Annotated in this window: 18 protein-coding genes; 7 read left to right on the top strand and 11 right to left on the bottom strand. The window is 70.8% G+C overall.

All coding sequences use genetic code 11. The features are described 5' to 3' along the window. Positions 1-5 precede the first annotated feature (5 nt). Positions 6-944 carry a hydroxymethylbilane synthase gene (gene hemC, locus FJ694_RS15530; RefSeq protein WP_157268151.1) on the bottom strand — a complete coding sequence of 313 codons (939 nt, stop codon included), beginning with the start codon at positions 942-944 and terminating at the stop codon, positions 6-8. A 119-nt stretch (positions 945-1,063) separates the two neighbouring features. Between hemC and ppc the strand changes: the two genes are divergently transcribed. The 3 genes from ppc (at position 1,064) to FJ694_RS15515 (ending at position 6,731) form a co-directional block, all read left to right on the top strand. Beyond that, positions 1,064-3,859, top strand: coding sequence for a phosphoenolpyruvate carboxylase (gene ppc, locus FJ694_RS15525; RefSeq protein WP_157268150.1), 2,796 nt, complete (start codon positions 1,064-1,066; stop codon positions 3,857-3,859). An 89-nt stretch (positions 3,860-3,948) separates the two neighbouring features. Beyond that, on the top strand, positions 3,949-5,346 hold the full coding sequence (gene argH, locus FJ694_RS15520; RefSeq protein WP_157268149.1) for an argininosuccinate lyase: 1,398 nt from the start codon (positions 3,949-3,951) through the stop codon (positions 5,344-5,346). A 125-nt stretch (positions 5,347-5,471) separates the two neighbouring features. Continuing rightward, positions 5,472-6,731, top strand: coding sequence for an NAD(P)-binding domain-containing protein (locus FJ694_RS15515; RefSeq protein WP_157268148.1), 1,260 nt, complete (start codon positions 5,472-5,474; stop codon positions 6,729-6,731). Positions 6,732-6,863: 132 nt separating this feature from the next. On the opposite strand, the gene FJ694_RS15510 is transcribed toward FJ694_RS15515, so the two are convergent. The 7 genes from FJ694_RS15510 to FJ694_RS15480 form a co-directional block, all read right to left on the bottom strand. Continuing rightward, positions 6,864-7,754, bottom strand: a complete 891-nt coding sequence (locus FJ694_RS15510) for a formate dehydrogenase accessory sulfurtransferase FdhD (RefSeq protein WP_157268147.1) — start codon at positions 7,752-7,754, stop codon at positions 6,864-6,866. Positions 7,755-7,772: 18 nt separating this feature from the next. Beyond that, positions 7,773-8,138: a hypothetical protein gene (locus FJ694_RS15505; RefSeq protein WP_157268146.1), complete on the bottom strand. Its 366-nt coding sequence runs from the start codon at positions 8,136-8,138 to the stop codon at positions 7,773-7,775. A 32-nt stretch (positions 8,139-8,170) separates the two neighbouring features. Continuing rightward, positions 8,171-9,310, bottom strand: coding sequence for a formate dehydrogenase subunit gamma (locus FJ694_RS15500; protein WP_375140221.1), 1,140 nt, complete (start codon positions 9,308-9,310; stop codon positions 8,171-8,173). A 22-nt stretch (positions 9,311-9,332) separates the two neighbouring features. Next, entirely contained in the window at positions 9,333-9,590 is a 258-nt protein-coding gene (locus FJ694_RS15495; RefSeq protein ID WP_232540052.1) for a hypothetical protein, read from the bottom strand. Next, entirely contained in the window at positions 9,587-10,237 is a 651-nt protein-coding gene (fdh3B, locus tag FJ694_RS15490; protein ID WP_157268145.1) for a formate dehydrogenase FDH3 subunit beta, read from the bottom strand. Before fdh3B ends, FJ694_RS15495 begins: the two co-directional genes overlap by 4 nt. A 39-nt stretch (positions 10,238-10,276) precedes the next feature. Beyond that, entirely contained in the window at positions 10,277-13,279 is a 3,003-nt protein-coding gene (locus FJ694_RS15485) for a formate dehydrogenase subunit alpha (protein WP_157268144.1), read from the bottom strand. 114 nt (positions 13,280-13,393) lie between these two features. Continuing rightward, on the bottom strand, positions 13,394-13,609 hold the full coding sequence (locus FJ694_RS15480) for a formate dehydrogenase (protein ID WP_157268143.1): 216 nt from the start codon (positions 13,607-13,609) through the stop codon (positions 13,394-13,396). A 408-nt stretch (positions 13,610-14,017) separates the two neighbouring features. Here FJ694_RS15480 and FJ694_RS15475 point away from each other — a divergent pair, with 408 nt between their 5' ends. Continuing rightward, positions 14,018-15,439: a sigma-54-dependent transcriptional regulator gene (locus tag FJ694_RS15475; RefSeq protein ID WP_310735045.1), complete on the top strand. Its 1,422-nt coding sequence runs from the start codon at positions 14,018-14,020 to the stop codon at positions 15,437-15,439. A 4-nt stretch (positions 15,440-15,443) separates the two neighbouring features. After that, on the top strand, positions 15,444-17,411 hold the full coding sequence (locus tag FJ694_RS15470; protein ID WP_157268141.1) for a sensor histidine kinase: 1,968 nt from the start codon (positions 15,444-15,446) through the stop codon (positions 17,409-17,411). A gap of 240 nt (positions 17,412-17,651) precedes the next feature. On the opposite strand, the gene FJ694_RS37615 is transcribed toward FJ694_RS15470, so the two are convergent. The 3 genes from FJ694_RS37615 to FJ694_RS15460 form a co-directional block, all read right to left on the bottom strand. Next, positions 17,652-17,777: a hypothetical protein gene (locus FJ694_RS37615; RefSeq protein WP_259373168.1), complete on the bottom strand. Its 126-nt coding sequence runs from the start codon at positions 17,775-17,777 to the stop codon at positions 17,652-17,654. 296 nt (positions 17,778-18,073) lie between these two features. Continuing rightward, positions 18,074-18,613 carry a DUF3455 domain-containing protein gene (locus tag FJ694_RS15465; RefSeq protein ID WP_157268140.1) on the bottom strand — a complete coding sequence of 180 codons (540 nt, stop codon included), beginning with the start codon at positions 18,611-18,613 and terminating at the stop codon, positions 18,074-18,076. A gap of 119 nt (positions 18,614-18,732) precedes the next feature. Then, a complete protein-coding gene (locus FJ694_RS15460) occupies positions 18,733-19,272 on the bottom strand; it encodes a DUF3455 domain-containing protein (protein ID WP_157268139.1) in 540 nt (179 codons plus the stop codon). 220 nt (positions 19,273-19,492) lie between these two features. Between FJ694_RS15460 and FJ694_RS15455 the strand changes: the two genes are divergently transcribed. Both FJ694_RS15455 and FJ694_RS15450 read left to right on the top strand, forming a co-directional pair. Next, the gene (locus tag FJ694_RS15455; RefSeq protein WP_157268138.1) at positions 19,493-20,224 is read left to right on the top strand and encodes a GntR family transcriptional regulator; all 732 of its coding nucleotides are present in this window, start codon (positions 19,493-19,495) and stop codon (positions 20,222-20,224) included. A 10-nt stretch (positions 20,225-20,234) separates the two neighbouring features. Continuing rightward, positions 20,235-21,233 (top strand): tripartite tricarboxylate transporter substrate binding protein, encoded by a 999-nt coding sequence (locus tag FJ694_RS15450; RefSeq protein ID WP_157268137.1) that lies wholly within the window; start codon positions 20,235-20,237, stop codon positions 21,231-21,233. The last annotated feature ends 2 nt before the right edge of the window (positions 21,234-21,235 follow it).

The following is a 21,235-nucleotide window of genomic DNA, read 5'->3' as shown; positions in this document are numbered from 1 at the left end:
GGCGCTCAGTGCGCCGCTCCCAGGTAGCCATCCGCGCCCTGCTGGCGCAGTGCCTGCGCGGCCTGCGCGCCCAGCGCCTCGGCCTGCGCCTCGTCGGTCACGGCGGCCTGCAGTTGCGCGCGCAGCGGCTGGCGCGCGCCGCCGTCGGCCACGTCCTCGCCGATGAGCACGTCGATGTGCAGCTCCGCCCCTTGCCAGCTCGCGTGCGCGGCCAGCGGCATGCTGCAGCTGCCGCCCAGCGCGCGCGAGACGGCGCGCTCGGCGATGGTGGCCAGCCACGTCGGCCGATCGATGAAGCCCGCGAGCTGCCCGATCAGCGCCGCGTTGTCGCTGCGCACCTCGATGCCCAGCGCGCCCTGGCCGGCGGCCGGGATCATCTGCTTCTCGTCGAAGACCGAGCGGATGCGCTGACCCAGCCCCAGGCGCTTCAGGCCCGCGGCGGCCAGCACGATGGCGTCGAACTGGCCCTCGTCGAGCTTGCGCAGCCGCGTGTCGAGGTTGCCGCGCAGCGGCTCGATGCGCAGGTCCGGGCGCAGCGCGCGCAGCTGCACCACGCGGCGCAGGCTGGAGGTGCCCACGAGCGCGCCCTGCGGCAGCGTGTCGAGGTTGTCGTATTGATTGGAGACGAAGGCGTCGCGCGGGTCCTCGCGCTCCAGGATCGCGGCCAGCGTGAAGCCTTCGGGCAGGACCATCGGCACGTCCTTGAGCGAGTGCACCGCCAGGTGGGCGCGGCCCTCTTCCAGTGCCGTTTCCAATTCCTTGACAAACAGCCCCTTGCCGCCGACCTTGGACAGCGTGCGGTCCAGGATCTGGTCGCCGCGCGTGGTCATGCCCAGCAGGTGCACCTCGGCGCCCAGGCGCTGCTGCAGCAGCGTGCGCACGTGCTCGGCCTGCCACAGGGCCAGGCGGCTCTCGCGCGTGGCGATGATCAGTGAATTGCTCATGGGGCGGGATTATCGGCGCCCTGCCGGGCCCCTTTTGCCGGCCCGGGCGCCGCCGTGAAAAGGTCACGGCCTTCGCAACCCTTAGAGTCGATGCTTTTGTTCACTGCGAGCCACTGCCCATGCCCCGCCGCCCTGCACCCGCTGACGACGCCGCTGAAAAGAACCGCCCGCTGGTCGAAGACATTCGCCTGCTGGGCCGGCTGCTGGGAGACGTGATTCGCGAACACGAGGGCTCGGCAGCCTACGAGCTGGTCGAGCGCGTGCGCCAGCTCTCCGTGGCCTACCGCCTCAAGAACGACGCCAGCGCCGGCAAGAGCCTGGACAGGCTGCTCAAGAACCTGTCGTCGGACCAGACGGTGAGCGTCATCCGCGCCTTCAGCTACTTCTCGCACCTGGCCAACATCGCCGAGGACCGGCACCACGTGCGCCGGCGCGAGTTCCACGAGCGCCAGGCCGCGCACGACGGCCACCCGGCGCACGAAGGCTCGCTGGCCGCGAGCTTCGAGAAGCTCTCCGGCGCCGACGTGCGCGCCGGCGACATCGCCCGCATGCTGCAGAGCGCCTACGTCTCGCCTGTGCTCACCGCGCACCCGACCGAGGTGCAGCGCAAGAGCATCCTCGACGCCGAGCGCGCCATCGCCGACCTCGTGGCCGCGCGCGACCACCTGCACACCCCGCGCGAGCTCGCCGAGAACGAGGCGCTGCTGCGCGGGCGCATCACGCAGCTGTGGCAGACGCGCATGCTGCGCTACACCAAGCTCACGGTGGCCGACGAGATCGACAACGCGCTGTCCTACTACCGCACCACGTTCCTGCGCCAGATCCCGCGCCTCTACGGCGAGATCGAGCACATGCTGCCCGGCCACCCGGTGGGCAACTTCCTGCGCATGGGCAACTGGATCGGCGGCGACCGCGACGGCAACCCCAACGTCACGGCCGAGACGCTGAAGCTCGCGCTGGCGCGCCAGTCCGAGGTGGCGCTGCGCCACTATCTCACCGAGGTGCACGAGCTCGGCGCCGAACTCTCCATCTCGCAGATGCTCGCGCCCGTGACGCCGGAGATGCGCTCGCTGGCCGAGCGCTCGCCCGACCACAACCCGCACCGCGAGGACGAGCCCTACCGCCGCGCCCTCACCGGCATGTACGCGCGGCTGGCCGCCACGCTGCACGAGCTCACCGGCACCGAGGCGCTGCGCCACGCCGTGGCGCCGCAGAACGCCTACGCCAGCGCGCAGGAATTCCTGCTCGACCTGCGCGTGATCGAGGCCTCGCTGAAAAGCCACCACGCCGACGCGCTGATCGCCCCGCGCCTGGCGCCGCTGATGCGCGCGGTGCAGGTCTTCGGCTTCCACCTGGCCACCGTGGACCTGCGGCAAAGCTCGGATCAGCACGAAGCCGTCATTGCCGAGCTGCTGCAGGTGGCACGGCTGGAGCAGAACTACTCCGGGCTCGACGAGGCCGCGCGCCGCGACCTGCTGCTCAAGCTGCTCAACGACGCGCGCCCGCTGCGCGTCATGGGCCATGCCTACTCGGCCTGGGCGCAGAGCGAGCTGGGGGTGTTCGAGACGGCGCGCGCCATGCGCCAGGCCTTCGGCCCGCAGGCGCTGCGCCACTACATCATCAGCCACACCGAGGAAGTCAGCGACCTGCTGGAGGTGCTGCTGCTGCAGAAGGAAACGGGCCTGCTGCGCGGGCTGCTCGCGGAGGACGCGGTGGCCGACCTGATCGTCAGCCCCCTCTTCGAGACCATCGGCGACCTGCGCCGCGCCGCGCCCATCATGGGCGAGTACCTGGGCCTGCCCGGCGTGCTGGACATGATCAAGCGCTCCGGCGCCGAGCAGGACGTGATGCTCGGCTACAGCGACTCCAACAAGGACGGCGGCTTCTTCACCAGCAACTGGGAGCTCTACCAGGCCGAGACGGCGCTGGTCGAGCTGTTCGAGCCGCTGCGGGAGAAGCACGGCCTGACGCTGCGCCTCTTCCACGGCCGCGGCGGCACGGTGGGCCGCGGCGGCGGCCCAAGCTACCAGGCCATCCTGGCGCAGCCCCCGGGCACGGTGAACGGGCAGATCCGCCTGACCGAGCAGGGCGAGGTCATCGCCTCCAAGTACGCCAACCCCGAGATCGGCCGGCGCAACCTGGAGACGCTCGTCGCCGCCACGCTGGAAGCCACGCTGCTGCACCCGACCAAAGGGGCAAGCAAAGCCTTCCTTCAGGCCGCCGGCGAGCTCAGCCAGGCCAGCTTCGAGGCCTACCGGCGCCTGGTCTATGACACCCCGGGCTTCGTCGATTACTTCTTCTCGGCCACGCCGATCCGCGAGATCGCCGAGCTCAACATCGGCTCGCGCCCGGCTTCGCGCAAGGCCACGCGCGCCATCGAGGATTTACGGGCCATTCCCTGGGGCTTCAGCTGGGGCCAGTGCCGCGTGGCGCTGCCCGGCTGGGCCGGCTTCGGCTCCGCCGTCGAAACCTTCCTCGGCAGCGACGAGGCCGAGCGAAACAAACGCCTGGCGCTGCTGCGGCGCATGCACAAGCAGTGGCCCTTCTTCAGCACGCTGCTGTCCAACCTGGACATGGTGCTGGCCAAGACCGACCTGGGCATCGCGCGGCGCTACGTGGACCTGGTGGAGGACAAGCGCCTGGGCAAGAAGATCTTCGCCGCCATCGAGGCCGAGTGGCAGCGCACCTACGACGCCTTGAACCTGATCACCGGGCAGCAGCAGCGCCTGGCCTCCAACCCGGCGCTGGCGCGCTCCATCGAGCATCGCTTCCCGTACCTGGACCCGCTCAACCACCTGCAGGTCGAGCTGATGCGGCGCTGGCGCAGCGAGAAGGAGCACAACGACGAGAAACTCAAGCGCGGCATCCACATCTCGATCAACGGGGTGGCGGCGGGCTTGCGCAACACCGGCTGACCGGGCCGGCAGCGGGTCCGCGCCGGGAGGTCACGGACCCGCTCGCTAAAATCTCGGGTTCGCCTCACGCACCCCGAAGGTTGTTTTCCATGTCCTCGAACCAACTCGACAAGAAGGCGCAAGCCTGGTCCGCCCTCTTCTCCGAGCCGATGAGCGAGCTGGTCAAGCGCTACACGGCCAGCGTCGATTTCGACAAGCGGCTGTGGCAGGCCGACATCGAGGGCAGCCTCGCGCACGCGGCCATGCTGCAGGCCGTGGGCATCATCTCCGCGCAGGACCTGGCCGACATCCAGCGCGGCATGGCGCAGATCCGCGCCGAGATCGAGTCCGGCGCCTTCGAGTGGAAGCTCGACCTGGAGGACGTGCACCTCAACGTCGAGGCGCGGCTGACGCAGCTCGTGGGCGACGCCGGCAAGCGGCTGCACACCGGTCGCAGCCGCAACGACCAGGTCGCCACCGACGTGCGGCTGTGGCTGCGCGGCGAGATCGACCAGCTCCAGCCGCTGCTGGCCGCCATGCAGCGCGCGCTGGTGAGCGTGGCCGAGAAGAACGTGGACACCATCCTGCCCGGCTTCACGCACATGCAGGTGGCGCAGCCGGTGAGCTTTGCGCACCACATGCTGGCCTACGTCGAGATGTTCGCGCGCGACGCCGAGCGCCTGGCCGACCTGCGCAAGCGCGTCAACCGCCTGCCGCTGGGCTCGGCCGCGCTGGCCGGCACCAGCTACCCGCTGGACCGCGAGATGGTGGCGCGCCTCCTGGGCTTCGACGCCGTGACGCAGAACAGCCTGGACGCCGTGAGCGACCGCGACTTCGCCATCGAGTTCACGGCCTTCGCCTCCATCACGATGATGCACGTCTCGCGCATGGCCGAGGAAATCGTGCTGTGGATGAGCCAGAACTTCGCGTTCATCGACCTGGCCGACCGCTACTGCACGGGCAGTTCGATCATGCCGCAGAAGCGCAACCCGGACGTGGCGGAACTGGCCCGGGGCAAGACGGGACGGGTGTACGGCCACCTCACTGCGCTGCTGACGCTGATGAAGGGCCAGCCGCTTACCTACAACAAGGACAACCAGGAAGACAAGGAGCCCCTGTTCGACGCCGTGGACACGCTGCGCGACACGCTGCGCATCATGGCCGAGATGGTCGAGGGCATCATCGTCAAGCCCGAGGCGATGGAGAGCGCCGCGCGCCGCGGCTACGCCACCGCCACCGACCTGGCCGACTACCTGGTCAAGAAGGGCCTGCCCTTCCGCGACGCGCACGAGGTCGTTGCGCACGCAGTCAAGGTGGGCCTGCAGCGCGGCGTCGATCTCTCCGAGCTGCCGCTGGACGTGCTGCAGCAGTTCAACCCCGCCATTGGCGAGGACGTGTACGAGGTGCTGACGCTGCGCGGCTCGCTGCAGGCGCGCCAGGTGCTCGGCGGCACGGCGCCGGTGCAGGTGCGCGCGCAGATTGAGCGGCACAGGCAGCGGCTGGGCTGAAGCCAGCCCTGCTCCGGCTCCTCTTAACGAAGCCCGGCACCCTGCTGGGCTTTTTCATGCACCGCCGCACGAGCACGCAGCGCCACGCGTCGTACCCTTGTCCGCAACAACCGACGGAGGCATCCATGCCCGTGCAGCGGATCGAGACGGTGGTCATCGGCGCCGGCCAGGCCGGCCTGGCCATGAGCTGGCACCTGGCACGGCGCGGCATCGAGCACGTCGTGCTGGAGCGCGGCCAGGTCGCGCAGCGCTGGCGCAGCGAGCGCTGGGACTCGCTGCACTTCCAGTCGCCGAACTGGAACATGAACCTTCCCGGCTGGGGCCGCATGGAGGCCGACCCGCATGCCGACCCCGACGCCTTCTCGCCGCTGCGCGAAGTCGTCGGCTACCTGGAGCGCTACGCGGCGCATGCGCAGGTGCCGCTGCGCACCGGCACCCCGGTGCTGTCGCTGCGGCGCTGGCCCGGCGCCGCGGACTTCCTCGTGCAAACCCCGGACATCGCGTACGCGGCGCGCCACGTCGTCGTCGCCACCGGCCCCTATCAGGCGCCCGCGCCCACGCCGGCGCTGGGCTGGGACGGGCTGGAGCTGCATTCCACGCAGTACCGCAACCCGGCGCAGCTGCCCGATGGCGCGGTGCTGGTGGTGGGCTCGGGCAACTCCGGCGTGCAGATCGCCGAGGAGCTGAACCAGGCCGGGCGGCGCGTGTTCCTGTCGGTGAGCGCGCACGAGCGCGTGCGCCGTCGCTATCGCGGCCGCGACTGCATCTGGTGGCTGATCGCCACCGGCTCCGCCGACTCGACGCTGGCGACCTGGCGCGGCGCGCGGCTGTCGCGCCTGATGACGGGCGTGGACGGTGGTCGCGACATCGACCTGCGCCGCCTCGCCGCCGACGGCGTGACGCTGCTGGGCCACCTCGACGCCGCCCGCGATGGCCAACTGCACTTCGGCGACGGCCTGATCCGCCACCTGGCGCACGGCGACGCCGCGCTGGCCGAGTTCGACCGCCGCTGCGATGAAACCGCCCTGGCGCAGGGGCTGGAGTTGCCGCCGGCCGAAGACGCCGCGCCGCCGTTGCCCGACGCGGCCTGCGTGTCAGCACCGCTGGAGACGCTGGACCTGGCGCGCGAGGGCATCGCCACCGTGATCTGGGCCAACGGCGCGCGGCCCGACTTCGCCTGGGTGGACCTGCCCGTGTTCGGCGACACGCCGGGGCCGAAGCGGATGCCGCAGCACCAGCGCGGCGTCACGGCCGAGCCGGGGCTCTACTTCCTCGGCTTGCCGTGGCTGCACAAGTGGAAGTCGGCGTTCCTGTTTGGCGCGGATGAGGATGCGGGGTATCTGGCGAAGTGGATCAAGGCGGCGCGTGCTTCTACGCAGCGCTGACGCCAGTAGGAGGTCCGGCCAACTGCCCGTTGTTTCACCGGCGGGCGCGAATTGGAATAGGACGCCTGATTCACGGCCGCAACGAAAAAGCCCGGCATGCCGGGCTTTCCTGTTCATGTCGTGCCAAACCCTTCAGCTCGACCTCACCACCCGCGCCACCGGCGCCGCCGGCTCCGGCTCGGCGTCAAACCGCTCGAAGCCCGAGTAGCACAGGAAGTGCCGGTTGGCCGCGCGCCCGAACAGCGTCATGCCCAGCTTCACCGCCAGCTCGTGCCCCATCTGCGTCACGCCGTTGCGGCTGACCACGATGGGCACGCCCATCTGCGCCGCCTTCATCACCATCTCGCTGGTGAGCCGGCCCGTCGTGTAGAAGCATTTGTCTGCCCCGTCCACGCCGTGCATCCACATCCAGCCGGCGATGGCGTCGATGGCGTTGTGGCGGCCCACGTCCTCCACGAACCACAGCAGCTCGGCGCCGCGGAACAGCGCGCAGCCGTGCACCGAGCCCGCCTTGCGATGAATGCTCTCGGTCTGCAGCTGGCGCATGCGCTCCAGCTGCGCCGCCAGCGTGGACTGGCGGATGCGGGCCTGCGCCGCCGAGGGCAGTCGCACGTCGTCGAGCTGCGTGAGCACGTCGCCGAAGAGCGTGCCCTGCCCGCAGCCGGTGGTGACCACGCGCTTGGCCGTCTTGCGCTCGAAGTCGGCCACGCCGCGGCGCGTCTTCACGGCCGCGGCGTTGACCTCCCAGTCCACCGTGATCGACTCGATCTCCTCCACCGAGGCCACCAGGCGCTGGTTGCGCAGATAGCCCAGCACCAGCAGCTCCGGCGCCGCGCCCAGCGTCATGAGCGTGACGAGCTCGCGCTTGTCCACGAACACGGTCAGCGGCCGCTCATTGGGCATGTGAAGCACGCGGCGCTGGCCGTATTCGTCCAGCACTTCGACTTCACGCGTGAGCGCCGCGCCCGTGTCGGTCAGGCGCGGCAGCAGGGGCAGGTTGGAGACGGGTTGCACGGCAGCCATGCTACGGGCCTTCGTGCCTCAGGGCTTCTTCGTGGCGGCAGCGGCAGGCGCGGCGGCGGTGGCCGTGGCCGGCGCGGCAGGTGCCGCGGCCGTCGCAGCCGCCTCGGGCAGCGGATAGACGAAGGGCCCCGGGTCGGCGCAGGCCGGCGTGGCCACGACCTCGCCCACCGGCTTGCCGGCCTTCTTCTGCTCGGCCAGCGTGCGCGCGGCCACGCGGTCGGACGCCTTGCACAGCTGGTAGGCGGCGACCTTGTCGTTCCAGGCCGTCTTGGCCTTGGCCTCGTCGGCCTTGGCCTTGGCCTCGTCGGACAGCGGCGGCAGCTTCGCCAGCGCCGCGCCGGCGGCCAGGCTCAGCACCAGGGCGGGAATGAATGCTTTCTTCATGCTCGGGATTCCTGAACTTTGCGGATGCGGCCTCACGCGCGCGGCGTGGCGACGGAAGGGGCCGCGGGCGGCACGCCCTCGGCCGAGCGCTGCGCCGGGATCTTGCCGGCCTTGACGTCGTTGAACCACAGCTCGTGGTGCTCGCGCGCCCACTCCTCGGTGACGTAGCCGGTGCGCATGGCGCGGTACGCGCCCTTCACGCCGATCGAGCCCATGTAGATGTGGCCCATGAACAGGCACATGATCAGGATGGTCGAGACGGCGTGCACCAGGTGCGCCCACTGCATCAGGCCGCGGGTGTACTCCAGGTTCGGGATGAGCTTGTCCAGCACCAGCCCCGAGCCCACCACCATCGTGCCCAGCCAGAACATGCCGACCCAGAACAGCGTCTTCTCGCCGGCATTGAAGCGGTGCGAGGCCACGTGCTTGCCGGTGAAGAGGCCGCCGCCCTTGAGCGCCCACTCCCAGTCCCAGGACTTGGGCCAGTTGTCGCGGGCGAACATGACCAGCATCACCACCATCGACACGGCGAAGGCCGGGCCGGCGAAGTTGTGCGCGGTCTTGAGCGCGTAGGTCAGCCAGCCGAAGAGCTGCGTGCCGATGATGGGCAGCAGGAAGAACTTGCCGAAGGCGATCACGATGCCCGAGACCGCCAGCAGCAGGAACGCCCCGGCGTTGACCCAGTGCGTGGCGCGCTCCAGCGGCGTGAAGCGCTCGATGGTGGCGGGCCGGTGGTCGTCGTGGCCCATGGGGCCGCGCTTCCAGTAGAACAAGCCGATGGCCAGCCCCACGATCAGCAGCAGCGAGCCGCCCATGGGGATGATCCAGCGGTTGCGCACCTGGCGCCAGGCCTCGCCGGCAGTGGTCAGGCTCGATCCCGGGTACTGCGTGAAGCGCTGGATCAGCACCCCCTGCTCCGCGCCGGGCAGCGAGGAATAGCCCTCGACCACGCCGCTGTCGCGCACGCTGCGCCACAGCGGCGCGTTGTTGCCCGGCTGGCTCTTGCCGCGCTCGGCATTGGTCTCGTCGGCGCGCGGCTCGGCCGGCGCGGTGAAGCCCGCCGGCGCCTGGACCGCGGGCACGGGGGCCGCCGGCTGCGCCAGCGCCGGGGCGGCGGCAGCGCCGCCCAGCAGCGCCGCGGCCAGCAGCAGTCGTTGCATCAAGGCTTGCATGGCCTCTCCTTGGTGAACCGCGTCACTGCTGCGGCGCCGCGGCCGGCGAACGCGCGTACTCGTTCTGGCCCTGGCCGCGGGTGCGGATCTGCTGTTCCCAGCTGGCGCGGTCGCCGGCGTTCCAGCCCGGGGCGCTGTAGGCCGCCTGGGCGCCGCTGTGGGCCGGCTTGTCGGACTTCACGTGCTTGACGCCCACTTCCTGCGGGCTCTCGCCGCAGGCCGCCAGGCCGCAGAGCGCCGCCGCGGCGGCCACGATCATGATCAGGCGCGCGTTCTTCACGACTTCACCTCCGCCTTCACCGGCTCGGCCTTGACGCCGCCGTTGCCCTGCTGCGGCTGGCTGGGCTTGCCGTAGGCCGTGCCCCAGCCCCAGACCTCGCTGCCCTTGCCGCGCTGCACCACGCGCTGGCGGAAGATGTCCGCCACCACGTCGCCGTCGCCGCCCAGCAGCGCCTTGGTCGAGCACATCTCGGCGCAGATCGGCAGCTTCCCCTCGGCCAGGCGGTTGCGCCCGTACTTCTCGAACTCCGCTTCCGAGCCGTTGGCCTCGGGGCCGCCGGCGCAGAAGGTGCACTTGTCCATCTTGCCGCGCAGGCCGAAGGTGCCGTTGGTCGGGAACTGCGGCGCGCCGAACGGGCAGGCGTACGAGCAGTAGCCGCAGCCGATGCACACGTCCTTGTCGTGCAGCACCACGCCCTCGTCGGTGCGGTAGAAGCAGTCGACCGGGCACACCGCCATGCAGGGCGCGTCGGAGCAGTGCATGCACGCCACGGAGATGCTCTTCTCGCCGGGCACGCCGTCGTTGAGCGTGACCACGCGGCGGCGGTTCACGCCCCAGGGCACTTCATTCTCGGCCTTGCAGGCGGTGGCGCAGCTGTTGCACTCGATGCAACGCTCGGCGTCGCACAAAAACTTCATTCGGGCCATGTCAGGTCCTCAATGTCTGGTCTCTTGATGCCGGGAAACTCAGGCGCGCTCGATCTGGCAGAGCGTCGTCTTGGTCTCCTGCATCATGGTCACGCTGTCGTAGCCGTAGGTCGTTGCGGTGTTGACGGCCTCGCCGCGCACGATGGGCATCGCGCCCTGCGGGTAGTGCGCCGCCATGTCGATGCCGCCCCAGCGCCCGGAGAAGTGGAAGGGCAGGAACACCGTCTCGGCGTTCACGCGCTCCGTCACCAGCGCCTTGACCTTGATGCCCTTGAAGCCCGGCACCGCCTCCATCGGCGGCGTCTTCACCCACACGTACTCGCCGTTGCGGATGCCGCGGTCGTTGGCGGCCTTGGGGTTGAGCTCGACGAACATCTCCTGCTGCAGCTCGGCCAGGTACGGGTTGGAGCGCGTCTCCTCGCCGCCGCCCTCGTACTCGACCAGGCGGCCGCTGGTCATGATCAGCGGGTAGCGCTGGCCGATGTCCTTGTTCTTCTCCTGCACGCTCTTGTAGAGCGTGGGCAGGCGCCAGAACGCCTTCTTGTCGTCGTGCGTCGGGTACTTGGCGATCAGGTCCGGACGGTTCGAGTAGATCGGCTCGCGGTGCTGCGGGATCGGGTCCGGGAAGTTCCAGACCACGGCGCGCGCCTTGGCGTTGCCGAAGGGGTGGCAGCCGTGGTTCTTCATGACCACGCGCTGGATGCCGCCGGAGAGGTCGGTCTTCCAGTTCTTGCCCTCGGCCGCCTTCTGCTCGGCCTCGGTCAGCTCGCCCCACCAGCCCAGCTTCTTGAGCAGCACGTGGTCGAACTCGGGGTAGCCGGTGGTGATGTCGGCGCCCTTCGAGTGCGAGCCGTCCTCGGCCAGCAGGCTCGTGCCCTCGCGCTCCACGCCGAAGTTGGCGCGGAAGTTGCCGCCGCCGTCCATGACGTGCTTGCTCGTGTCATAGAGGTTGGGCGAGCCCGGGTGCTTGAGCTCGGGCGTGCCGTAGCAGGGCCAGGGCAGGCCGAAGTAGTCGCCGTCGAGGCTGTAGCCGGATTCCTTGTCGATGCCGCCCTTGGCGCGCAGCGTCTTCACGTCGAAGACGTGCATGTTGCGCATGTGGGCCTTCAGCCGCTCGGGGCTCTGGCCGGTGTAGCCGATGGTCCACAGCGCCTTGTTGATCTCGCGCAGCACCGACTCGGTCTCGATCTCGGCCATGCCGCCCTTGCCCGGGACCATCTTGTAGCCCTGGACGAACTCCTTGCCGAAGCCGAGCTTGTCGGCCATCTGCGCCATGATCATGTGGTCGGTGCGGCTCTCCCACAGCGGCTCGATGACCTTCTCGCGCCACTGGATGGAGCGGTTCGACGCGGTGCAGGAGCCGCTGGTCTCGAACTGCGTGCACGCGGGCAGCAGGTACACGGCGCGGTTGGGGTTGGCGTCCTCGGCCTGGCCGGGCATGGCCGCCATGGCCGCGGTGGCGCTGGGGAAGGGATCGATCACGACCAGCAGGTCGAGCTTGTCCATCGCCTTCTTCATCTCCAGGCCGCGGGTCTGGGAGTTCGGGGCATGGCCCCAGAACAGCAGGCCGCGCAGGTTGGAGTCCTGGTCGATGAGCTCGTTCTTCTCCAGCACGCCGTCGATCCAGCGCGACACGGTCATGCCGGGCTTGGTCATCATGCCCGGGGCATAGCGCTTCTTGAGGTCCTCGAAGTCCAGGCCCCAGACCTTGGCGAAGTGCTTCCACGAGCCTTCGGCCAGGCCGTAGTAGCCGGGCAGCGAGTCGGGGTTGGGGCCGACGTCGGTGGCGCCCTGCACGTTGTCGTGGCCACGGAAGATGTTGGTGCCGCCGCCGCTCTTGCCCACGTTGCCCAGCGAGAGCTGCAGCAGGCACGAGGCGCGCACGATGGCGTTGCCGATGCTGTGCTGGGTCTGGCCCATGCACCACACGATGGTGCCGGGGCGGTTCTCGGCCAGGATCTTGGCGACCTTGAAGGTGGTCTCGCCGTTGACGCCGCAGACCTCCTCGACCTTGTCGGGCGTCCACTTCAAGAGGACTTCCTCGCGCACCTTGTCCATGCCCCAGACGCGGTCGGCGAGGTACTGCTTGTCCTCCCAGCCGTTCTTGAAGATGTGGTGCATCACGCCGAACAGGAACGCGATGTCGGTGCCGGAGCGGATGCGCACGTACTCGTCGGCCCGGGCCGCGGTGCGGGTGAAGCGCGGGTCCACCACGATGACCTTGCAACCGTTCTCCTTGGCATGCAGCAGGTGCAGCATCGACACCGGGTGCGCTTCCGCCGCGTTGGAGCCGATGTAGATCGCCGCCTTGGCGTTCTGCATGTCGTTGTAGGAGTTCGTCATCGCGCCGTAGCCCCACGTGTTCGCGACGCCGGCGACGGTGGTGGAGTGGCAGATGCGGGCCTGGTGGTCGCAGTTGTTGCTGCCCCACAGGCTCATCCACTTGCGCAGCAGGTAGGCCTGCTCGTTGTTGTGCTTGGAGGAGCCGACCACGAAGATCGAGTCCGGGCCGCTTTGCTTGCGCAGCTCCAGCATCTTCGCGCTGATCTCGTTGAGGGCCTGGTCCCAGCCGATGCGCTGGTACTTGCCGTCCACGAGCTTCATCGGGTACTTCAGCCGGTACTCGCCGTGGCCGTGCTCGCGCAGCGCCGCACCCTTGGCGCAGTGGGCGCCGAGGTTGATGGGCGAGTCGAACACCGGCTCCTGGCGCACCCACACGCCGTTCTCGACGACGGCGTCCACGGCGCAGCCCACCGAGCAGTGGCCGCACACGGTGCGCTTGACTTCCACCTTGCGGCTGCCGTCGGCCGCGGCGGCAGTGGGCTTGTCGGCGGCCTGCGCGCGCTGCACCAGGCTGAGCTGCGAGGCGGCGATGCCCACGCCCACGCCCAGGCCCGAGCGGCGCAGGAAGGCGCGGCGGTCCAGCGTGCCGATGGCGCGGCGGTTGAAGGTGTCGATGCCGCGGGTCAGGCTGGAAACCAGCCCGGCGGACGGGGTGCCGGCGGCGGCGGCCGGCGCAGCGCTCTTGCGCGTGAGCAACATGGGAAGTCCTCGTCGTGAGGTCCGCGAATTGCCGCCGCCCGTGGGCCCCGGGCCGGGCTCAAGGCTCGGCCCGAAGCGGGCTTTCGGCGTTGCGGAACCTGGTGTTTCCGCGTCTTAGATGCGCGTGGTCTGGTAGTAGCGCAGCACGTGCGGCGTGACCTGGTAGCCGTCGCCCTTGGACGGCTCGGCCGCGGGCTGCGGCGTGGCGGCCACGGGCGCCGGGGCGCTCTGGCCCTTGTGCAGCACGACCGCGGCGGCGGCCAGCGCGCCGGCGGTGCCGGCGCCTGCCAGCGCACGGCGGCGCGACAGTTTGGATGGGGACTCGCTCATGACTTCTCCTCGGCGGGGTCTCGTTCCGGGCGCGGCCGGCAGCGCAAGGCCTGGGCCGTCTGGTGGGGTGTGGGCGCCTTGCGGACATTCACGCAAGGCGCGGCAGGATACGGGGGCTGTGCAGGGCCCGGCATACCGCGCCGGACCCGCGCCGCGACCTATTGCACGGCCCGTACCAATTGATGCGGGGCAAGGCAAGCCCTTGCGCATCAAGCACTTGCGGCAGGTCAAGATGACGGCCGCATGACAAGCGCGACAGCCTGTCGCGACAGGCCACGACAACTTGTCGCGATGGCCGGCGTGACGCGCCGGGACGGGGCGCGGCGGGCCGCTTCCTACAATCGACGCGCCGCCGCCCGGCCCTCCCGGCACGGCCCGCCCCCTCCTCCTTCCTTGCTGCTGCCCACCGTGACGCCTGACGCCCCTTCTCCCACCCCCGCCGAGCGCTGGCCGCTGGCCAGCGTGCTGGTGGTGGACGACGAGGAAGGCATGCGCAACTTCCTGACCAAGACGCTGGCCGCGCGCTGCGGCCAAGTGCTGGCCGCAGGCAGCGCCGAGGAGGCGGCCGCGCTGTGCGCGCAGCACCGGTTCGATTTGCTGATCCTGGACATCGCGCTGCCGGGCAAGAGCGGGCTGGAGCTGCTGCGCGAGCTGCGCGACCAGGGCCATTCCGGCGAGGTCATCCTCATCACCGCCTTCGCCGACCTGGACACGGCGATTGAAGCCCTGCGTGCCGGCGCGTCGGACTTCATCCTCAAGCCGTTTCGCATCGCGCAGATCCTCAACGCCATGGCGCAGTGCCTGGAGCGCTCGCGGCTGGCTCGCGAGAATTTCATATTGCGCCGCACCCTGTCGGAGCGGCGGCCCGCCTCGCCGCTGGACGGCTTCATCGGCGGCTCCGCGGCCATGGCCGAGCTGCAGCACGCGCTGCGCCGCGCCGCGGCCGTGCCCAGCACGGTGCTGCTGTCGGGCGAGTCCGGCACCGGCAAGGAGCTGGCGGCGCTGGCGCTGCACGCGCGCAGCCCGCGCGCAGCCGGCCCCTTCGTGCCGGTGAACTGCGCCACGCTGTCGCCCGAGCTGATCGACAGCGAGCTCTTCGGCCACGCGCGCGGCGCCTTCACCGGCGCGGCCAAGGCGCGCGACGGCCTCTTCTATTACGCGCAGGGCGGCACCCTGTTCCTCGACGAGATCGGCGAGCTGCCGCTGGCGCAGCAGGCCGCGCTGCTGCGGGTGCTGGAGGAGCGGCGCATCCGCCCCGTGGGCAGCGAGCAGCAGATCCCCATCGACGTGCGCATCGTCGCCGCCACCAACCGCGCGCTGGCCGAGGAAGCGCGCGCCGGGCGCTTCCGCAAGGACCTGTACTACCGGCTGCAGGTCATGGAGATCACGCTGCCGCCGCTGCGCGCGCACAAGGAGGACTTGCCGGCGCTGGTGTCGCACTTCATCGCCACGCTGGCGCCGCAGCTGGGGCTCGACCCGATCAGCGTCAGCGACGACCAGATGGCCTACCTGCTGCAGTACGACTGGCCGGGCAACGTGCGCGAGCTGCGCAACCTGGTCGAGCGCTCGCTGATCCTGGGCGCGCTCAACGTGCAGGCGCTCTACCCCGGGCTGGAGCCCGCGCCGCAGCCGCGCGCCGCGGCGGTTGAGCCGGCAAGCGCGGCCGCGGCGACCGACCTGCAGACGCTGGAGAAGCGCCACATCCTGTCGGTGCTGGAGAGCGTGGGCGGCGACAAGACGCGCGCCGCGGCGCTGCTGGGCATCTCGCGGCGCACGCTGGAGCGGCGCTGCGCGGAGTGGCAGTCCGGCGGCGGCGCGCCGTCCGCCTGAGCCGATGCGCCGCCCCGGCTCCATCCGCCGCCAGCTGCTGACCCTGGCGCTGCTGCCCGCGGGCGTGGCGCTGCCGCTGCTGGGCGTGGCGCTGGCGCTGGGCGGCGGCGGCGCGCTGGACGTGCTGCTCAAGACCAAGGTGCGCGCCGACCTGGCCGTGGCGCACGGCTACTTCGAGCGCGTGCGCGCCGAGATGGGCGCCAGCGCCGCGGCGCTGGCCGACTCGCAGGCGCTGCAGTCGGCCCTGGCGCGCAGCGCCTCGCCGGCCGAGCTCAGCGCGCTGCTGCAGCGCTTCAAGGCGCGCGAGCGGCTCGATTTCGTCAACCTGCGCGACGCCGACGGGCGGCTGCTGGTGACCGACTTCAGCGCCGCGCCCGTGGACAGCCACGCCGGCTGGTTCGAGGGCCCGCAGGCGCGCTCGGCCGTGGAGGTGCTGGCGCCGCAGGATTTCGCGCTGCTCGCCCCGGCGCTGCAGTCGCGCGTGACGGTACCGCTGCTGCCCACGCCGCATGCCGCGCCCACCACGCGCGCCACCGAGGACCGCGCCCTGGTGCTGGTGGCGCGCGCCCCGGTGCCCGGCGCCGCCGGCCGGCCCCAGGCCTACCTGCAGGCCGGGCTGCTGCTCAACCGCAACCTGGACTTCATCGACCACCTCAACGGCATCGTCTATCCCGAGGGCACATTGCCCTTCGGCAGCCGCGGCACGGCCACGCTGTTCCTGGACGACCTGCGCATCACGACCAACGTGCGGCTCTTCGACGCCGAAGGCGCGCGCCGCGCCATCGGCACGCGCGTGTCGCAGCAGGTGCGCGAGGCGGTGCTGGGCCGCGGCGGCACCTGGCTGGACCGCGCCTTCGTGGTGGACGACTGGTACGTCTCGGCCTACGAGCCGCTCACCGACGGCAGCGGCCGGCGCGTGGGCATGCTCTACGTCGGCTTCCTGGAGCGGCCCTTCACGCTGCTGAAGTACGGCGTGCTGGCGGGCATCGGCGTGCTGTCCTTCGCCGTGATGGGCCTGGCGGCGTGGCTGTCGCTGCGCCGGGCGCGCGCGCTGTACCAGCCCCTGGAGCGCATGACGCACACCATGGACGAGGTGCGATCCGGGCGCCGCGCGCGCGTCGGCCCCATTCAAGGCAGCGCCGAGCTCGACGCCCTGGGCGCGCACCTCGATCAGCTGCTCGACACCGAGGAGGCGCAGACGCGCGCGCTGCGCGCCGCCAACGCCGAGCTCGACGCCAAGGTGGAAGCGCGCACGCAGGAACTGCGCGCCGCGCAGCAGCAGCTCCTGCGCAGCGAGAAGATGGCCGCCATCGGCCAGCTCACGGCCAGCATCGCGCACGAGGTCAACAACCCCATTGCCGTGCTGCAGGGCAACCTGGACCTGATGCGCGAGCTGCTGGGCGAGCACGTCGATAGCGTGCGCGACGAGCTGAAGCTGGCCGACGAGCAGGTTGAGCGCATGCGGCTGATCGTGGCGCAGCTGCTGCAGTTCTCGCGCCCGACCGAGTACGCCGGCTACGTGCAGGCGGTGGACCCGGCGCAGGCGCTGCAGGACTGCCTGCGGCTGGTCGGCCCGCAGCTCGCGCGCAGCGGCGTGCGGGTGTCGAAGAACTTCACCCACACCCGCACCGCTGCCATCAACCGCCAGGAGTTGCAGCAGGTGCTGGTGAACCTGCTGCTCAACGCGCTGCAGGCGATGTCCCAGGGCGGCGAGCTGGGGCTCTCGACCCGCGACGAGCGCGGCGGCGTGCTCATCGCCGTCACGGACAGCGGCCCCGGGCTGGCGCCGGAGGTGCTGTGCGACCTCTTCAAACCCTTCATGACCACCAAGCACGACGGCACGGGTTTAGGACTGTGGATCAGCCACGGACTGATCGAGCGCTATGGCGGGGCGCTGCGGGCAAGGAACCGGGAGGATGGGGTCAGCGGGGCGATGTTCGAGGTTTGGGTGCCGGGGGAAACCAATGCCTGAAGCTTGATTCCTTAAATCCATAAGCCGAAGGCCGGCACACCGCACCGAATACCCTCGTCATTCCCGCGAAGGCGGGAACCCAGGCGGTCCCCAAGCAGCCGGAGGCTGATCAGTCGGAATGCCGTGGTCTGAAAGAACGCATGAAACGGCGGCGTTCGCCACCCTGCAGCCCGAAGAAACAGACATCGTCATGCCCGCGCACGCGGGCATCCATTTTCGTGCCGGCCGGCAGGCCGGCTTTCAGTGCGCGGCAGTATCCAGCGGCGATTTGAAACGTCGCGTCAGCTCAATGCCGATGACGCGAATATCATCAACATTAGGGAATTGAGGCGAAATCGTTTCCCAATAATCCTGCAACGCTTGCACCAGGTTTCAAGGCTTCAACGCGCCATCAAATCCAGTACGCAAACAGCCAGCAGCATTGATTCCCGTCCCGCGCCCAAAATCAATTCATCGTCAGGCCGGCGCCGTTTGAATGGGCATACCCGAAAAATCCGCCATCCTGTCGGACGGCCAAAAATGGATACCCGCGTACGCGGGCATGACGACTACTTTTCTCTGAAATATTTCCATTTGCACGGCAGGCGCCGTGCGCCCGCCGATTCCGCCCCTCGATACTTCAGGGCGAAGGGAATTTCATTGCCAGCGGAGTGGAAGCGATATCACTTCATCCCATAAAACACGTAATCCGCCTGGTACGACACCATCTGCTCCGCCCCCGCGCGGCGGGCGTCGCAGGGCGCGCTGGGCGCCACGCCGCCCATGGTGTTGACGCGCTGGATGTAGCTCACGCCCTTCATGGCGCCCTCGCCCATCGCCGGGGCCGCCTCCACCAGCTGCAGCGGGATGCTGCCGGCCGCCGCCGGCGCCACCGCCAGTTGCTTGCCCGTGACCTTCGAGCCGTCGGCCGCCTCCCAGACCGGGCCGCCGTAGTACTTGCCGATGGCCTTCATGTCCTTGTCGTAGAGCGTGGCCATCGGCGCCACGAAGGTCCAGGCATAGCTGCCGGCCTGGTCGGCCTTCTCGCGGCAGGCGTACTTGATCTCGCCCTTGCCTACCGTCCACAGCTTCATGGCGTGCCCGGCAGGGACCTGCACCGGCGCGGGCAGCGCGGCGTTGTCCACGTTGGCGAGCACCGGGCCGGCGGCCGCGGTGGCGACGAGCAGGCAGGACAGGGCGAAGTGGCGGGCAATGGCGGTCATGGCGTGGCTCCTGGGACAGAGGTTGCGCGGGTGCGTCACGTGCGGCGGCGCTTCGGCCGCCGGCACGCCCCTCCATACGCAGCCGCTCACCGCCTGGATGCACGCCCCGCGTCGCGCCCTCACCTCGGCCCGTAGAACACGTAGTCCGCCTCGTACGCCACCGCCATCTCCCGCCCGGCGCGCCGGGCGTCGCAGCGCTCGGCCGGCGCCGCGCCGCCGCGGGTGTTCAGGCGCTGGATGTAGCTCACGCCGCGCATCATCCCGCGCCCGCTGGCGCCGGCGGCGCGCAGCAGCTGCAGCGGCAGCTGCCCTTCGCCGGCCGGTGCCGGGGCCACGGCCAGCGAGCGGCCAATGACGCGCGAGCCGTCCACCGACTTCCAAGTCGGCCCCTCGAAGGACCAGCCGATCTCGCGCCGGTACAGGTCGTAGAGCCGCGCCACCGGCGTGCCCGGCACCCAGGCGAAGCCGCCCGCGGCCGTGGCCTGCTTGCGGCAGGCCCAGCGCACCTCGCCCTGGGCCAGCGACCACAGCCGCAGGTCGTGCCCCGGCGGCACCCGCACCGAGGCGGGCAGCGCGGCGTTGTCGATGGTGGCGCCGGCGGCGGCGCACAGGCCGGCCAGGCCGGCGGCAGCGAGAAGGGCTGAGCGGAACGAGGGCACGGCGTGTCTCCCGGGCAATGTCCGGCAGCGGACACCGCCGGCAGCCGCCCCGGGCAGGACTTGCGCCCACGGGCTCGGCCCTCCACCGCGGTGCGGTGGGTCCGCGATCCCCAATCCGACCCCGGGAAAACACCACCAGTGCGGCTGCGTAGTTTCCACAAGCCCCCATGCATGGGGGGCCGGATACTCCAGTCCTCTATAGGACTAGATCAATCCACGCATGAGCCGCCCGCACGGCGTACAGGCCGAACCCGGACAAAGCCGCTATGCCGCGCTGGCCGCGGCGCTGCGCACGCGCATCGTGGCCGGCGACTGGCCGCCGGGCACGGCGCTGCCGGCGGAGCAGCAGCTGGCCGCCGAGCAAGGCGTGGCGCTGGGCACGATGCGCCGCGCGCTGGAGTTGCTCACCGGCCAGGGCTTCATCGAGCGCGTCCACGGCCGCGGCACCTTCGTGAAGCCGGGCCTGAGCGGCGCCTCGCCGCTGCGCTTCTTCCGCTTCGGCGACGGCGCCGCGGCGCCGGCCTCACGCATCCTGGCGCGCGACACGCTGCCCGTGCCGGCCGGTGCCGCGCAGCAGCTCGGCATCGCGCCCGGCACCCCGGCGCTGCGGCTGCACCGGCTGCGGCTGCTGGCGCAGCAGCCCCGGCTGTTCGAGGAGATCTGGCTGCCGCTGCCGCTCTTCTCCACGCTGGCGAGCGGCGACCCGGCCGATTGGGGCGACCTGCTCTACCCGCTCTTCGCCAGCCGCTGCGGCGTGCACGTGCACCGCGCGCAGGACGTCATCGGCTTCTGCACCCTGGACGGCGCGCCCGCGCAAGCCCTGGCCCTGCCCCCCGGGCACCCCTGCGCCCGCGTGCAGCGCCAGGCCTTCGACTTGGCCGGGCGCTGCATCGAGGCGCGCACCACGCTGGGCGACGCCCACGCCTTTCACTACACCGTCTCCATCACCTGAAGGACCGCCCATGACTTCCGACGGCCTCCTGACTCGCCGGCGCCTGCTGGCGTCCTCCGCGCTGCTGGCCGCGCCGGCCCTGGCGCGCGCCGCGCCCGCGGCCGAGCCCATTGCCGGCGGCAAGCCGATCACGCTGGTCGTGAGCTACCCGCCCGGCGGTGGCGCCGACGTGATGGCGCGCCTGGTCGGCCCGCGCCTGGCGCAGGCGCTGGGCCAGCCGGTGGTGGTCGAGAACAAGCCCGGCGCCAGCGGCACGCTCGCGGCGCAGCAGGTGGCGCGCGCCGCGCCCGACGGCACCACGCTGCTGCTCGACGCCTCCAGCTACGCCGTCAACCCGGCGCTCTTCGACGGCAAGCTGCCGTACGACCCGGCCACGGCCTTCGCGCCGCTGGCGGTGCTGGCCACCTTCCCGAACGTGCTGGTGTGCACGCCGGGCTTCGAGGCGCAGTCGGTGGCCGACGTCATCCGCCTGGCCCGCGCCAGGCCCGGCCGCCTCGCCTACGCCTCCTCGGGCAACGGTTCCGCGCAACACCTGGCCGGCGCGCTGTTCGAGCAGCGGGCGCAGGTCGAGCTGACGCACGTGCCCTACCGCGGCGGCGGCCCGGCCATGACCGACGTGATGGGCGGCCAGGTGCCCCTCTTCTTCGCCAACGTGGCCTCGGCGCTGGGACACATCCAGTCCAAGCGGCTGCGCCCGCTGGCCGTGACCTCGAAGCTGCGCACGCGCTCCCTGCCCGACATTCCGACGCTGGAGGAGTCCGGGCTCCAGGGCTACGAGGTGCTGGAGTGGAACCCGGTGCTCGCCCCCGCCGCCACGCCGGCCGCGGTGCGCGCGAAGCTCGCCGCGGCGCTGCGCGGCGCCATGGCCGACCCCGAGGTGCTGGGCCGCATCCGCGCCCTGGGCGGCGAGGTGTTCGGTGGCGACGAGAAGGCGGCCGCCGCCTTCCTGCAGCAGCAGCAGGCGCTGTGGGGCCGGGTGGTGCGCGAGCGCCGCATCTCGCGGGATTGACG

It is taken from the genome of Azohydromonas aeria (genome assembly GCF_009760915.1).
In the GTDB taxonomy this organism is placed as follows: Bacteria; Pseudomonadota; Gammaproteobacteria; order Burkholderiales; family Burkholderiaceae_C; genus Azohydromonas; species Azohydromonas aeria.
The sequence above is the reverse complement of the archived record's forward strand: the minus strand, read 5'-3'. Positions and strand labels throughout refer to the sequence as shown.